14 protein-coding genes are annotated in these 14,582 nt (G+C 70.4%); 5 read left to right on the plus strand and 9 right to left on the minus strand.

The features are described from left to right. The first annotated feature begins 7 nt into the window (after window positions 1–7). The 3 genes from AAID08_RS23110 to AAID08_RS23120 all read left to right on the plus strand — a co-directional run bounded on the left by AAID08_RS23110 (window position 8) and on the right by AAID08_RS23120 (window position 2,782). Window positions 8–1,543 (plus strand): PepSY domain-containing protein, encoded by a 1,536-nt coding sequence (locus AAID08_RS23110; protein ID WP_395756926.1) that lies wholly within the window; start codon window positions 8–10, stop codon window positions 1,541–1,543. Window positions 1,544–1,620: 77 nt separating this feature from the next. Further along, on the plus strand, window positions 1,621–2,049 hold the full coding sequence (arsC, locus tag AAID08_RS23115) for an arsenate reductase (glutaredoxin) (RefSeq protein WP_054500936.1): 429 nt from the start codon (window positions 1,621–1,623) through the stop codon (window positions 2,047–2,049). A gap of 127 nt (window positions 2,050–2,176) precedes the next feature. Further along, window positions 2,177–2,782, plus strand: a complete 606-nt coding sequence (locus AAID08_RS23120) for a phosphatase PAP2 family protein (RefSeq protein ID WP_054500935.1) — start codon at window positions 2,177–2,179, stop codon at window positions 2,780–2,782. 7 nt (window positions 2,783–2,789) lie between these two features. Here AAID08_RS23120 and AAID08_RS23125 read toward each other — a convergent pair whose 3' ends face one another. After that, a complete protein-coding gene (locus tag AAID08_RS23125) occupies window positions 2,790–3,341 on the minus strand; it encodes a methylated-DNA--[protein]-cysteine S-methyltransferase (RefSeq protein WP_181952743.1) in 552 nt (183 codons plus the stop codon). Window positions 3,342–3,485: 144 nt separating this feature from the next. Here AAID08_RS23125 and AAID08_RS23130 point away from each other — a divergent pair, with 144 nt between their 5' ends. Next, on the plus strand, window positions 3,486–4,934 hold the full coding sequence (locus AAID08_RS23130; RefSeq protein WP_064524858.1) for an AlkA N-terminal domain-containing protein: 1,449 nt from the start codon (window positions 3,486–3,488) through the stop codon (window positions 4,932–4,934). Between the two features lie 441 nt (window positions 4,935–5,375). Here AAID08_RS23130 and AAID08_RS23135 read toward each other — a convergent pair whose 3' ends face one another. From AAID08_RS23135 to AAID08_RS23170, 8 genes are all read right to left on the minus strand, one after another. Next, window positions 5,376–5,858, minus strand: a complete 483-nt coding sequence (locus AAID08_RS23135; RefSeq protein ID WP_049075718.1) for a YajQ family cyclic di-GMP-binding protein — start codon at window positions 5,856–5,858, stop codon at window positions 5,376–5,378. Window positions 5,859–5,937: 79 nt separating this feature from the next. Continuing rightward, window positions 5,938–6,726: a heme ABC transporter ATP-binding protein gene (locus tag AAID08_RS23140; protein ID WP_395756927.1), complete on the minus strand. Its 789-nt coding sequence runs from the start codon at window positions 6,724–6,726 to the stop codon at window positions 5,938–5,940. Continuing rightward, a complete protein-coding gene (locus AAID08_RS23145; RefSeq protein ID WP_395756928.1) occupies window positions 6,723–7,721 on the minus strand; it encodes a FecCD family ABC transporter permease in 999 nt (332 codons plus the stop codon). Before AAID08_RS23145 ends, AAID08_RS23140 begins: the two co-directional genes overlap by 4 nt. Continuing rightward, entirely contained in the window at window positions 7,705–8,535 is an 831-nt protein-coding gene (locus AAID08_RS23150; RefSeq protein WP_144655381.1) for a hemin ABC transporter substrate-binding protein, read from the minus strand. The genes AAID08_RS23145 and AAID08_RS23150 overlap by 17 nt, the downstream gene beginning before the upstream one ends. Window positions 8,536–8,545: 10 nt before the next feature. Beyond that, on the minus strand, window positions 8,546–9,592 hold the full coding sequence (locus tag AAID08_RS23155; RefSeq protein ID WP_395757837.1) for a hemin-degrading factor: 1,047 nt from the start codon (window positions 9,590–9,592) through the stop codon (window positions 8,546–8,548). 80 nt (window positions 9,593–9,672) lie between these two features. Beyond that, window positions 9,673–12,291 carry a TonB-dependent receptor gene (locus tag AAID08_RS23160; RefSeq protein ID WP_175168362.1) on the minus strand — a complete coding sequence of 873 codons (2,619 nt, stop codon included), beginning with the start codon at window positions 12,289–12,291 and terminating at the stop codon, window positions 9,673–9,675. A gap of 111 nt (window positions 12,292–12,402) precedes the next feature. Continuing rightward, window positions 12,403–13,404, minus strand: a complete 1,002-nt coding sequence (locus AAID08_RS23165) for a FecR domain-containing protein (protein ID WP_054500930.1) — start codon at window positions 13,402–13,404, stop codon at window positions 12,403–12,405. Further along, window positions 13,383–13,892: a sigma-70 family RNA polymerase sigma factor gene (locus AAID08_RS23170; RefSeq protein ID WP_081273468.1), complete on the minus strand. Its 510-nt coding sequence runs from the start codon at window positions 13,890–13,892 to the stop codon at window positions 13,383–13,385. Before AAID08_RS23170 ends, AAID08_RS23165 begins: the two co-directional genes overlap by 22 nt. 209 nt (window positions 13,893–14,101) lie before the next feature. Between AAID08_RS23170 and AAID08_RS23175 the strand changes: the two genes are divergently transcribed. Continuing rightward, window positions 14,102–14,569 carry a CopD family protein gene (locus AAID08_RS23175; RefSeq protein ID WP_054500928.1) on the plus strand — a complete coding sequence of 156 codons (468 nt, stop codon included), beginning with the start codon at window positions 14,102–14,104 and terminating at the stop codon, window positions 14,567–14,569. Window positions 14,570–14,582 lie beyond the last annotated feature (13 nt).

The raw sequence follows: 14,582 nt of genomic DNA on the forward strand, positions 1-14,582 counted from the left end.
GACAGCCATGGACGCCATCCCCTCCCCCCGCCGCCGGCCCGCGTCCGTGCCGTGGTCCACCCGCGCCAAGCGCTGGCTGTACCTGACGCACCGCTGGGCCGGCATCGTGCTGTGCCTGTTCTTCGCCATGTGGTTCATCTCGGGCGTGGTGATGATGTACGTGGGCTACCCCAAGCTCACGCCGCAGGAACGCATGACGCACCTGGCGCCGCTCGACCCGGCCCGCGTCGCCGCCACGCCGGCCCAGGCGCTGGCCGCCGCCGGCGCCAGCGACATGGCGGGCCTGAGCCTGGCCGCGCTGCGCGGCGGCGCACCGGTCTACCTGGTGCCGATGGGCCGCGGCCGCGCGCCCAAGGTGGTGGATGCCGCCAGCGGCGCGCTGCTGCCGCGCGCCGACGCCGCGGTCGCCACCGCCAGCGCCGCGGCCTGGTTCGACGGCCGGTACGCCGCGCGCTACCAGGGCGAGGTGGAGGAGGACGTCTACACCCACTCCGGCGCGCTCGACATTCACCGGCCGCTTCACCGCATCGACCTGGACGACCCCGCGCGCACCCGGCTGTACGTCTCGTCCGCCACCGGCGAAGTGGTGCTGGACGCCACCCGCCGCGAACGGCTGTGGAACTACGTCGGCGCCTGGATCCACTGGCTGTACCCGTTCCGCGGCAATGTCTTCGATCCGTGGTGGCACGACATCGTGGTCTGGCTGTCGGTGGCCGGCGTGGCCGTGGCGCTGACCGGCACGGTGGTCGGCATCCTGCGCTGGCGCTTCTCGCGGCCCTACGCCAGCGGCAGCCGCTCGCCGTATCGCGAGAACATGATGCGCTGGCACCACCTGGCCGGCCTGATGTTCGCCGGCATCACGCTCACCTGGATCTTCAGCGGGCTGATGTCGATGAACCCGTGGAAGGTGTTCAGCAGCGGCGCGGCGCCATTGGCGCAACAGGCCTACGCCGGCGGCGCCTATGCCGTCGACGCGCCGCAGGCGCCCGCCGCCGCGCTGATCCGCGCCCTGCCGGCGGCGCCGCGCGAGCTGCGCTGGCAACGGGTGGACGGCCAGGACCTGGTCCTCGCCCGCAGCGGCCCGGGCGCGCCGCGACTGCTGGCGGCCGCCGACGCGCAAGCCGTCACGCTCGACCCGGCGGCCCTGCGCGCGGCCGCCGCGCGCCTGGTGCCCGGCGCCACCCTGACGGACCTGCAGGTGCTGGATCGCTACGACTTCTACTACTACGGCCGCGACGAGCACGCCATGCTCGGCCACATCGAGAAGCCGCTGCCGGTGTGGCGACTGGTGTTCGACGACCCGCAGGCCAGTTGGGTCTACCTGGACCCGCGCACCGGCCAGGTGCTGGGCCGGCAGGACCGCGGCAACCGCGCCAGCCGCTGGCTGTTCGCCTTCCTGCACAGTTGGGACTGGACCGGCCTGCTGGCGCGCCGGCCGTTGTGGGACATCCTGCTGGTGTTCCTGAGCCTGGGCGGCGCGGCGCTGAGCCTGACCGGCGTGGTGATCGGCTGGCGCCGCCTGGGCCGCAAGCTGCGCGCCTGAAACCGGGCGGCGGCGAGGACCGGGCGGGAATGCACTATGCTCCTGCCTTGTCCCCGCACCCTCGCAAGGAAAACGCCATGTCCGACGTCACCATCTACCACAACCCCAAGTGCGGCACCTCGCGCAACACGCTGGCCATGATCCGCAATGCCGGCATCGAGCCGACCGTGGTGCTGTACCTGGAAACGCCGCCCTCGCGCGCCGAGCTGAAGGCGCTGTTCAAGCGCGCCGGCATTACCGTGCGCGACGCGCTGCGCGAAAAGGGCACGCCCTATGCCGAGCTCGGCCTGGATGACACGTCGCTGAGCGACGACGCCCTGCTGGACGCCATCGAGGCCCACCCGATCCTGCTGAACCGCCCCTTCGTCAGCACCCCGCTGGGCGCGCGCCTGTGCCGCCCGTCCGAACTGGTGCTGGACATCCTGCCCGCGCCGCAGCAAGGCGCCTTCACCAAGGAAGACGGCGAAGCGGTGATCGACGCGCAGGGCAAGCGCATCGCCAAGTGAGGCCGCCGGGCGGAGGAAATCGCATCCAGAAGTAAATCCCTGGATTCCGCCGCATTTTGCAAGGGATTTGACGGCAAACCTGTCTACCATCGCGCCTGACCAAATCATTTCAGTCAGATGACGATTCATGGAATTCCTGGAACCCCTCAATCAGTCCCTTTTTCTTTTGATCAACGCCGATCCCGCCAGCCCCGGCTGGCGCATCCAGGCCGGCCTGATCGTCGCCAACCGACTGATCCAGTTGCTGCCCATCGCCCTCGCCGCGCTCTGGTTGTGGGGCGGACAGGCGCAGCGCGAGCTGGCGCTCAAGGCGCTGGCCGGCATTGGCGCGGCGCTGTTCATCAGCTACCTGTGCGGCGCGCTGTGGCCCCATCCGCGGCCGTTCACCCTTGGCCTGGGCCACGCCTTCTTCGCGCACAAGGCCACCGCGTCGTTCCCGAGCAACCACACCATCATCATCGCGACACTGGCGTTCACGCTGATATTCGACCGGCGCTGGGCCGGCTGGGGCTATGCCACGCTGCTGCTGGCTGCCGTGGTCGGCCTGTCGCGGGTCTACCTGGGCGTGCACTTCCCCCTGGACATCGCCGGCGGCCTGCTGCTGGCGCCGGTGGCGGCCGGGCTGGTCATGCCGGTCTGGCGCCGCGTCGGCGCGCCGCTGACCCTGCTGCTGCAGGCCCTGTACCGCAAGCTGCTGGCCTTGCCCATCGCGCGCGGCTGGATCCGCGCCTGAGCGTTTCTCACGCGGCGCGCGCAACCGGCGCGCCCCTGGCCGCCCGCCAGCGGCCTTCGTGATCCAGCAGCCAGCGCTTGCGATGCAGGCCGCCGCCGTAGCCGGTCAGCGACGCATCGGCGCCGATGACCCGGTGGCACGGCACCACGATCCCGACCGGGTTGGCCCCATTGGCCATGCCCACGGCGCGCACCGCCGAAGCCCGGCCAATGCGCCCGGCCAGCACGCCATAGCTGATCGTATCGCCCGGCTCGATATCACGCAGCGCCCGCCACACCTGACGCTGGAAATCGGTGCCGCCCAGGGCCACTTCCAGCCCGTCGATCGCATCGACCTCGCCGTCGAAATACGCCCGCAACCGGCGGCTCGCCGCCGAGACCCGCGCGGCGTCCTCGATCCGCACGGCGTCCTTGCCGTACTGGCGCCGCAGCAAGGCATGCATGCGGGGCTCGTAATCCTGCCAATCGACCGCGCGCAGACACTCCCGCGCATCGGTCAGCACGAGCATCTGCCCGATGGGCGTGGCAACGCGTTCCAGGGTGAAGGTTTGAATCGGCATGACAGGCTCCGGATACGGTAGGAATGCACCCAATATAGGCCGGCCGCCGACCTCGCGCTGGCGGATTCCGGACATGGCAGTGAGCGTGACAACAGTGTCCGAAAACCGCTAGATCACGTCCGCGTCCGGCGTTAGCATGGCCTCATGAACCTCGACCACGACGCCTGCTACAGCGCCATCCGCGTGCGCGACGCCCGTTACGACGGCCGCTTCTTCACCGCCGTCAAGACCACCCGCATCTACTGCCGCCCGGTCTGCCCGGCGCGCACGCCGCTGTCGCGCAATGTCGTCTTCTACCCCACGGCAGCGGCCGCACAGGAAGCGGGCTTCCACCCCTGCCTGCGCTGCCGCCCGGAAACCGCGCCCGCCGCCGGTCGCGCCCGCGATTTGCCCGACAGCGTCGCGCGCGCGCTCGGCCTGATCGAACTCGGCGCGCTCGACGAAGCGGGCGTCGACGCCCTGGCCGCGCGCCTGGGCGTGGGCGAACGCCAGTTGCGGCGGCAGTTCCGCCAGCACCTGGGCGCGTCGCCGGTGGCCGTGGCGCAGACCCGGCGCGTGCTGCTGGCCAAGCAACTGATCCACGAAACCCGCCTGCCCATGGCCGAGATCGCATTCGCGGCCGGCTTCGGCAGCATCCGCCGCTTCAACGAGAGCTTCCTGGCCCTGTTCGGCCGCGCGCCGGGCGAACTGCGCCGCTCCGGCAAGCCCGTCATCTCGGCCGGCCCGCAGGGCGAAATCAAACTGCTGCTGCGCTACCGCCCGCCCTACGACTGGACTGCCATGCTCGACTTCCTGCGCGTGCGCGCCATCCCCGGCATCGAACGGGTCACGGCCGACAGCTACACGCGCACCATCGGGCTGGACGGCGCCCAGGGCACCGTGCGGGTCGAACCCGGCACGGGCAACGCACTGCAGGCCACCGTCCGTTTTCCCCAACTGCATGCCCTGCCCACCATCATCGCCAGGCTGCGCCGCGTTTTCGACCTGGCCAGCGACCCCGCCGCGCTCGCGGCCCAGCTTGCCCACGATCCCGTCATGGCCGCCCTCACCGCCGCCCGCCCGGGCCTGCGCGTGCCCGGCGCCTGGGACGGCTTCGAACTCGCCCTGCGCGCCGTCCTCGGCCAGCAGATCACCGTCGGCGCCGCCATCAAGCTCGCCGGCAAGCTCGTCGCCGCCCACGGCCAACCCCTGGAGCAACCCGACGGCGATCTGACCCATCTGTTCCCCACCCCGGCCGCCGTCGCCCCCGTCGACCTCGCCCCGCTCGGCATGCCCCGCAGCCGCGCCGCCACCCTGTCCGCCGTCGCCGCCGCCGCCCTGGCCGACCCGCACCTGTTCGACACCACCGACAGCCTCGACACCGCCGTCGCCCGCCTGCGCGAAATCCGCGGCGTCGGCGAATGGACCGCCCAATACATCGCCCTGCGCCAACTGCGCGAACCCGACGCCTTCCCCGCCTCCGACATCGGCCTGATCCGCGCCCTGGAAAAACTCGAATCCCGCGAATACACCCCCGCCCAGCTCCTGGCCCGCGCCGAAGCCTGGCGCCCCTGGCGCGCCTATGCGGCCCAGCATCTGTGGGCGGAATACTGAAAAAGAATAACGGGCCGCGCCGCCATGCAAGCGCGAGTCCCCCCGATGGGCCAGCCCAACAAGACCAAAACCCGCCAATCCCCGGAAAAGCCTCTAGTCCCCGCGAGCGCGCCGCGCACACCCTCTCGACGCAGCACGCCGCGTATGCAAAAAAAGGCCGCGCAGGGCGGCCTTTTTTCTGCGGGCAACGCAAACCTCGCCGCACCCCCACTGACCTGACAGCGCCGCAAACCTCGACGCCGGTAGCCCGTTGCGCGGGGCGCCTGGGGGGTGGGCAACCTCGATGCGCCCGACGGAAACCGAAGGAGTCGCCGCAGGCGAGGACGAGGTTGAGGAAGGGGAAGTCCGGAGCGAACGCTCCGGACCGCAATCGTGGGCGCCCACCCCCCAGGCGCCCCGCGCAACGGGCGGCATACGAAGCCCCCCGCCGCATCAAACCAGTCAGTCCCGAAAATTCTCAAACTGCAACGGCAAATCCACATCCGTCTTCTTCAACAACGCAATCGCCGTCTGCAGATCATCCCGCTTCTTCCCGCTGATCCGCAGCTTGTCGCCGTTGATCTGGCTCTCGACCTTGAGCTTGGCGTTCTTGATCGCCGCGATCAGCTTCTTGGCCACCGGCTGCTCGATCCCCTGCTTCACCGTGATCTTCTGCCGCGCCCCGCCCAGGTTCTCCAGCGGATCCGCCACATCCAGGCAGCGCACGTCGATCCCGCGCGCCGACAGCCGGCCGCGCAGGATGTCCAGCATCTGCTTGAGCTGGAACGCGCTCGACGCCACCTGCGTCACCACGAAACCATCCAGTTCGAATTTGGCATCCGTGCCCTTGAAATCGAAACGGGTGGCGAGCTCGCGGTTGGCCTGGTCGATGGCGTTGGTGAGTTCGTGTTTGTCGACTTCGGAAACGACGTCGAAAGTAGGCATGACACTAAGTCCTGTCGGTAGATGAGGAAAAGGCGGCCGCGGCCGCCGCGATGCCCCATTTTAGCGGGGCTGGCGCCCATCAAGCCATCAGCACCAGCAACCGGTCCGCCTGCAACGGATGCGGCATCACCTGCGCCTGGATGCCGTACGCCAGGAACAGGTTGGCCGGCGTCAGCACCTCGGCCGGCGTGCCCTGCGCCACCGCCTGGCCGCCGCTCAGCAGCAGCAGGCGGTCGCACCAGCGCGCCGCCAGGTTCATGTCGTGCAGGATCACCAGCACGCCCGTGTTGCCCTCGTGCGCCAGTTGCGCCGCCCGCCGCATCAGGTCGGCCTGGTGCTTGGGATCGAGGCTGGCGGTCGGTTCGTCCAGCAGCAGGTAGCGGGCTTCGCCCTGGGCGCGCGCCGCGCGGCATTGCACCAGCACGCGGGCGAACTGCACCCGCTGCTGCTCGCCGCCCGACAGTTGCGGATAGCGGCGTCCATCCAGGTGGCTGACGTCGGCCCACTCCAGCGCCTGCCGCGCCAGTTCGTCGACCTCGGCCGGCGACAGTTCCGGAAACGGATAGGCGCCCATTGCCACCACTTCGCGCACGCCCAGGTCGAAGGTCAGCCCGGGCTTCTGCGGCAGCACCGCGCGCTTGCGCGCCTGCTCGCGCGGCGGCATCCCGCCCAGCGCCCGCCCATCCAGCGTCAGGCTGCCGCCATCCGCGCCCAGCTCGGCCGACAGCGCGCCCAGCAGGGTCGACTTGCCGGCGCCATTGCTGCCCAGCAGGCCCACCACTTCGCCGGGCCGGATTGCCAGCGACACGCGGTCCAGGATGCGCTTGCCGTCGCGCGCCAGGCTCAGGTTCTCGGCGGCCAGCATCAACCGTGCCTCCGGCCGCGCGCCAGCAGCCACAGGAAGAAGGGACCGCCCACCAGCCCGGTCACCAGGCCGATCGGCAACTCGGCCGGCACCACCACGACGCGCGCCAGCCAGTCCGCCAGCGTCATCACCAGCCCGCCGCCCAGCAGGCAGGCGGGCAGCAGCAGGCGATGGTTGGCGCCCAGCGTCATACGGACCAGGTGCGGCACCACCAGTCCGACGAACACGATAGTGCCGCTGGCCGCCACCAGCGGCCCGACGATCAGGGTGCAGGCCAGCACCAGCCGCGCCCGCGCCTGCTTGAGCGAATAGCCCAGGTGCTGGGCCTCGCGCTCGCCCAACAGCAGCGCGTTCATCACGCGCCACTGGCGCATCAGCCAGAGCGACAGCAGCAGCACCCACGGCCCCAGGAAGGCCAGCAGCTTCCAGTTGGCGCCGGCCAGGCTGCCCATGTTCCAGAAGGTCAGGTCGCGCAGTTGCGCGTCGGACGCCATGAAGGTGAACAGCCCGATCAGGCTGAAGGCGATGGCGGTGATCGCCACGCCCGCCAGCAGCAGCCCCGCCACGCCCGGCACGCGCCGTCCCACCAGATAGGCCGACAGCGTCGCGACCAGGCTGCCGATGAAGGCGCCCGGCGCGGTGTACCAGAAGCCGCCCGGCGTCATCACGATGGCGATGACCGCGCCCAGCGAGGCGCCGGCGGAGATGCCGATCAGCCCCGGTTCGGCCAGCGGGTTGCGGAACAGCGCCTGCAGCGCCGCCCCCGAGATCCCCAGGCCCGCGCCCATCACCACCGCCAGCAGCACCCGCGGCAGGCGGATGTCGATCAGCACGTTGCGCCACAGCGCCTGCTCCGGCGTGGGCGTGCCCCACAACAGCGACGGCAGCTCGCGCAACGGAATCGAGACCGCGCCGCTGGCGCTGGCCGCCAGCACCGCCGCCACCACCGCCACCGCCAGCAACACCAGCGCCAGCGGCGGGCTAGCGCGCCATGGCATGCGCGGCCTCCTGCTTGAGCTGGATCAGCGCCTGCGGCAGCCGCGGGCCCAATCCAAGGATCAACAGGTCATCCATGACGATGATGCGCCGCTTCGCCGCGGCCTGTGTCACCGCGATGCCGGGCAGGCGCGCAAAGCCATCGAGGCCACCGCTGGCCTGCAGCGACTCGCGCGTGACGATGATCAGGTCGGGCGCCAGCGCGCCGATGGCCTCGGGCGACAGCGGCTTGTAGCCCTGCTGCCCGTGCAGCACGTTGTCCAGCCCGGCCAGGTGCATGACTTCGGCCGCCGCGGTGCCGCGCCCCGCGCCTTGCGGCGCCCCGTTGCGGTTGATCAGCAGCAGCGCCCGCGCGCGCGTGGCCGGCATGGCCTCGGCCTTGGCCAGCTCGCGCGTCACGTCCCGCACCATCTGTTCGCCGGCCGGCGCCACGTCCAGCGCGCCGGCCACGGCGCGGATGCGCGCCTTGAGCGAATCGACCGACGGCGCGTCCGGCACGCTCACCAGCCGCACCCCGACTTCGCCCAGGCGCTTGAGCGCCTCGGGCGGACCGGCCTGTTCCGAGGCCAGCACCAGGTCGGGCTTGAGCGCAAGCACGCCTTCGACCGGCACCGCGCGGTAATAGCCGACGCGCGGCAACCGGGTCGCGGCCTCCGGGTACAGACTGGACTGATCGTCGCCGACCAGCCGGCCGCCCTGCCCCAGGCCGTACACGATCTCGGTCACGCTGCCGCCCAGCGTCACCACGCGTTCGGGCGGCGCCGCCTGCGCGCCCGCCACCAGCATCCAAGCCGCCACCGCCAGCCATTTCTTCATTGCATCATCCTCAAGCGGCCAACGGCACGCGGCACAGGCCCGACATCAATTCACGCCACCCCGCCAGCTCCGGCTTGCCCGGCTTGCGCTCGCCGAAGAACTGCGCGATCAGGTCGCCGCTGGACGAATACAGTTCCAGCGACGTCACCCAGCCATCGCTGGTGGGTTTGTTCACCACCCAGGCCGACGCGATGGCGGTGGTGTCCAGGTGCAGGTTGAAGGTCGGATCCAGCACGTTGAACCACGGGCCGGTGCGGCGCAACTGCCGAACCGGGCCGGTGTGGATCTGGATCATGCCGCGGTTGCCCACGAAGCACATGATCGACAGGCCGCTGGCCGCCGCCGACTCCAGCATGCGCTCGACCGACTCCACCGGCACCGTCTGCGCCAGGTCTTCGCCGGCCGCGGCCAGCGCCGCCAGCCGCGACACCTTGAACTTGCGCAGCAGCGGAAAGAATTCGTGCGTGTCCTGCATGCCCAGCCAGGCCTGGCGCCACTGGGCGCTGTCCTCGACGCTCGGCGCGTCGGCGGCGGGCGCGTAGGGCGCGGTCTCGGGCCAGCGCGAATCGCCGGCGAACCTGGCTACCAGCGCGTCATACGCGGCGACGTCGGTGGCTTCGGTGCGGTAGACCTTGTGCACCGCCACGCCCGCGCCGTCGAAGAACTGCAGGCTGTGGCGGCCGTCCTGCTCGACCGCCCAGGCGGACTTCCAGCACGAGAAGAACACGCGCAGGTCGATGTCCGGCCCCAGCACCAGGCCGACCGGTCCGTCGGCCTGGATGTCCAGGTAGGCGCCGTGGCGCTCATGCACGCACCAGTCATTGCGCGTCAGGGCCATCACCGGGCCCAGCGCGCCCAGTTCGCGGAAGATCTCCTGCGGCTGGCCGTGCAGTTCGGTGGCCTTGACGCCGCCACAGCCGGCCGCGACCCATTCGGCCTCGGACACGCCGAGTTCCTGGGCCAGGTTGCGGGCGCGCAGGCCGGGCCTGGACGCCGCCAGCGCGTCGTTGCGGGCGCGCAGCTCGGCGGCGCGGGTAGCGAAATCAGGATGCTTCACTTCTTGGTTCATTGCGGTCTCTCCGGCCGGAATGGAAAATCAGGACTGCCGCCGCTGTCGCGCAGCGGCGGCAGCGCGGGTCAGTATTGATAAGTCAGCGAGACGCGCAGGCTGCGCCCCGGCTCCGTGTACCAGTCAACCGGCCGCGGCAGGGCCGTGGCGCCGGCGGTCGGCACGTTGATCGCTTCCCAGTACTTCTTGTCGAACAGGTTGAACACGCCAGCCTGCACCTGCAGCCCCTTGACCGCCGTCGGCCGCCAGTAGCCCATGAGGTCCACCACGCCGTAGCCGGGCGCCTGGAAGTCGCGGTTGGGCGTCGAGGCGCCGGCCTCCGGGTATTCGACCTTGTTGCGACGCAGGGCGGTCGTCAGCAGCGCGTCCACGCCCCACACGTCGCGGCCATAGCCCACACCCAGCACCGCCTTCAGCGGCGCCACCGAGTTCAGGTACTGGCCGGTGCCTTCATCCTTGCCCACGGCCCACGCCAGCGAACCCCACGTGCGCCAGCCCGGCGAGAACTTCCAGTGCGCGCTGGCCTCGGCGCCGTAGATGCGCACCTTGGCGCGGTTGACGTTGCCGGTGATGCCCAACGGGTACTGCCCGGCCCAGCCCGGCTGCCATTGCGGCGAGTTGGCATCCAGCGGCACGTTGCTGTCGATGAAATTCTGGTAGCGGTTATCGAAGAACGATACCGCGCCGCCGAGCGAATCGGAACCCAGCTTGGCGCCCAGTTCCCAGCCCTTGCTGGTTTCCGGCTTCAGATAGGGATTGCCGACCCGCAGGTAGGTGCCGGGGCCGCCGTAGTTGGTGTAGAGCTGCGTCGCGCTGGGCGCCTTGAAGCCATAGGCGTACTGCGCGTACAGGCTCAGCGCGTCGGCCGCCTTCCAGGTGGTCAGCAGCTTGGGCGAGAAGCGCCCGCCGCTGTTCTCGGGCGGCAACACGCCGCCGTTGCGGTTGCTGGCGTAGCTTTCGGTGGACCTGGGCTTCTGCTCGTAGTGGTCGTAGCGCAGCGCCGGCATGACGGTGTAGCGGCCATCGCCGAAACTGAATTCGTCCGACATCCACAACGCCCACTGGCTGCCCTTGGACAGCGGCACGTCGGCCTGGTTGGTGTGCAGCATGTCGCAGGTGCGCGGGCCGAACGGCGCCGGCGTGCCGGCCCGCACGGTGGGGCAGTTGTCGTAGCCGCTGGAGTTCTGCTCGGTCTTGTTGCCATACCACTCGCCGCCCACGGTCCACAACTGCGACACCGTGTTGCCCGCCAGCCGCTTGGTCAGTTCGCCATTGGCGCCGAACATGGTCTGGCGGATGGAGTTGTTGCGGCCGTAGGCGCCGCTGGGGAAGCCATAGCGGAACGGGTCGCCGGGAATGATGTTGGCGCGCGCATCGCGGCTGCGTTCGCCATCGAGCGCGCTGTCGAGCTGCATGCGCTGCCAGTACACCACCGCCGTGGCGCTGTCGATCCAGCCGCCCTCGGCGGGCGCCTTGTAGGAATAATCGAGCGACACGCGCTGGCGCTCGGTTTCCTTCCGGGTGGTGTTCTCGCCGATCAGGTAGCTGGTGCCCGGCCCCTGTTCGAACATGCTGTCCTGCGTGGCCTTGCGCTTGAAGTATTCGCCGGTCAGGCCGAAGCGGTGGCCGCCCTCGACGCGCTGCTGCAGCTTGAGCAGGAAACTGCGCTGGTCGTAGTCCTCGGGCGTCGGCTGGTTGCGGCGCGGGCCATAGCCGCCGACGTCGCCGCGGTTGTCCAGCGCATGGCCGTTGCGCACGCCCGCCTGCACCAGCCAGAAGGTATCGCTGTGGATCTGTCCGGCCAGCGCGGCGTTGGCGCCCCAACTGCTGTCGGCGGTGTCGTAGTCGGTCTTGGCCAACGCGCCGAAGGTCTTGCCGTCGTTCAGCAGGTCCGAGGGATCGAGCGTGTACAGGTCGGCCATGCCGGAGATGGCGCCCGAGCCGCCCGCGCTGGCGTCGGCGCCGCGCACGATGTCCAGGCGCGACAGGGAGTTGAAGTCCACCGCCTCCAGGCCGCCCTTGACGCCGCGCGCGCCGTCATCCAGCCACGGCAGGCGGATGCCGTCCACCCGCGTCAGCACGCGATCCTGGTCGAGTCCGCGGATGTTGATGCTGTTGTTCTGGCGGTTGAAGTTCACGCCCGGTTCCAGGCGCTTGCCCAGGTCGCTCCAACCGCGCACCTGCGCGTCGTCCAGGCGCTTGCGGTCGCTGCGGGTCTCCCACGCCGGCGTGATCGCCGTGCCCTCGCCTTCCACCGTGACCGGCGTCAACTGCGTCACGCCGGCAGGGGCCAGGGCCTGCAGCACAAACACGCCCGGGCTGCGCTCGCGCGCGGCCAGGCCGCTGCCGGCCAGCAGGCGGGCGAAACCGTCAGCCACGGAGTATTCCCCGTTCAGGCCGGCGCCACGCCGCTGGCCCACCAGCGCCGCGTCGAACAGCACCGTGACGCCGGCGTTGTCGGCGAAGCGCGACAGATTCTCGGCCAGCGGGCCGGCCGGGATGCGGTAGCCGCGCGCCTGCTCGGCCGGCGCGATCTGCGCCAGCGCGGCGGCGGCCGGCCACAGCGCAACGGCCGGGGCAGCCAGCGCGGTGGCGATGCGCAACGCCAGGGACAGGCGGGTCAATCGGCATGGAGCCTCTCGGTTCAAGGGGGTGCCGCGGAGGCGGCTGGCGGGAAAGTGAGCCATGGTCGTCCTTTCGATCCAACGGGTATCGGCATTCGTATGCCTCTACTGACCATGACCCTTGACCAACGCCAACCGGACAACCCGCCCCGGCTTTTTTGTAACAACGACGATTCATGCCTGCCCCGCGCGCGGCATGAGCGTCACCCAATACGCGCTGCGGTAACGCACCTGCACCGGCAGCGTGGACGGCAGGGCCGCCAGCACCGCGTCGGTATCGCGCAACTGGAAGGCGCCGGAGATCCGCAGGCCGGCGACCTCGGGATCGCAGCGCAGCACACCGGGGCGGTAACGGCCCAGCTCGGCCGCGAAGGCGTCCAGGCGCCAGGCGCTGGCGTGCAGCACGCCGCGCGTCCAGTCGGCGGCATGCGGATCGGCCGGCTCGATGCGCGGCGCTTCATCGTCGCGCAGCCAGGCCTGCTCGCCGGCCGTCAGCGCCAGGCTGGCGTCGCCGCGGCGCAGCGTCACGCCGCCCTCCTGCACGCTGACGCGGCAGGCCGAACCGTCTTCGCGCACGCAGAAGCGCGCCGCCTGCGCCCGGATATCGCCCTGCCTCGTGCGCACCACGAAAGGCCGCGGATGGACCCCGCCTTCGGCCACCGCGTGGACCGCGATCTCGCCGGCACGCAGCCGCACCAGCCGCAGGTCGGCGCCGTACAGAACGTCGACCGCGCTGGCGGTGTTCAGGCGCATGGAAGAACCATCGCTGAGCGCCACCTGGCGCTGTTCGCCGGTCGCGCTGCGGTAGTCGGCGGTCCATTCGAACGGGCTGGCGCGCCAGGCGGCCCAGCCCGCCGGCCCAGCCACGATCAGCGCGGCCAGCGTCTTGAGGGCCGCGCGCCGGCCGGCCGACTCCGGCCGGTTCAGCGCCGCCATGCCGAGCGATGCCGGGATCAGGCCGAAGCGCTGGTTGACGCGCTGCGCGCGCTGCCAGGCATGTTCATGCTCGGCCTTGCTGGCGCGCCATTGCTGGCAGGCGCGGATGTCGGCATCGGTGGCGTGCTCGGAATTCAGCCGCAGCAGCCAGCGCGCCGCCTCGCGCGCGACCTGGCGATCGACGGCGGGCAGCTCGCCCGCCACGCCCCATTGGACGCTCACATCACCGCCATGATGCATTGTTCGTACCCCTTGGCGATGTAGCGATGCACCGACCGCACCGACACGTTCAGCCGCGCGGCGATCTCGATGTGGCTGAGTCCTTCGAGCTGCGCCATCAGGAACGCCTGTCGCGCCGGGCGCGCCAGGCCGGCCAGCATCTCGTCGATTTCCTGCAGCGCTTCGAGGATGAGCAGGCGCTGCTCGGGCGACGGCGCCATGGCCTCGGGCATGGTCGCCAGGGCGTCCAGGTAGGCCTGTTCGATCGAGCGGCGCCGGTAATGATTCAGCACCAGACGCTTGGCGATGGTGGTCAGGTAGGCGCGCGGCTCGCGCAGCGCGTCGAGTTCGTGCCGATGCCGCAGCACCCGCACGAAGGTGTCCTGCGCCAGGTCAGCGGCATCGCAGGAGTTGCCCAGCTTGCCCCGCAGCCAGTTGTGCAGCCATCCATGATGCGCGCGGTAGAGCAGATGGACGGCGTCGCCGCAGGCTAGCGCAAGGTTGGACACGATGGACTCCCGAACTTTCTTGACTACAAATAAAAATCAATCTCATTCTAAATGCAAAACCGTGGCATGCGTCAAGAAGCCCGCCCGGGCGTCGTGGGGATATATCATGGGGACAGATTCGGCCGCGCGCGCTCCCGCGGCCGCCGTCCCCACAGCCAGGCCTTGCCGTCGGCATTGCGACGACGCGGCCCATTCCGAAGCCCGACACCATGCTCTACAGCGCCCTCAAACTCATCCACCTGCTGGCCGTGATCCTGTGGGTCGGCGGCATGCTGTTCGCCCACTGTTTCCTGCGGCCGGCGGCCGCGCAACTGGAGCCGCCGCAACGGCTGCGCCTGATGGACGCGGTGCTCGGCCCCTTCCTTAACGCGGTGGGGGCCGCGATCGTGCTGATCCTGGCGACCGGCGCCCTCATGATCGGCCAGGAAGCGGCCCAGGCCGCGCGCAGCGGTGGCGCCTTCTTCATGCCGCGCGCCTGGACCGTGATGGCCGCGGGCGGGCTGGTGATGACGGCCATCTACGCCTATATCCGCGCCGCGCTCTATCCGCGCCTGCGCGCGGCGGTGGCCGCCTCGGAATGGCCGCGCGGCGGCCAGGCCATGGCGGGCATCCGCCGTTGGGTCGGCGTCAACCTGGTGCTGGGGCTGCTGATCGTGGCGGCCGTCTTCCTGCTATAGCCGGGCGCAGCCA

This window comes from Achromobacter sp. EB05 (genome assembly GCF_044232075.1).
Taxonomy (GTDB): Bacteria; Pseudomonadota; Gammaproteobacteria; order Burkholderiales; family Burkholderiaceae_B; genus Achromobacter; species Achromobacter dolens.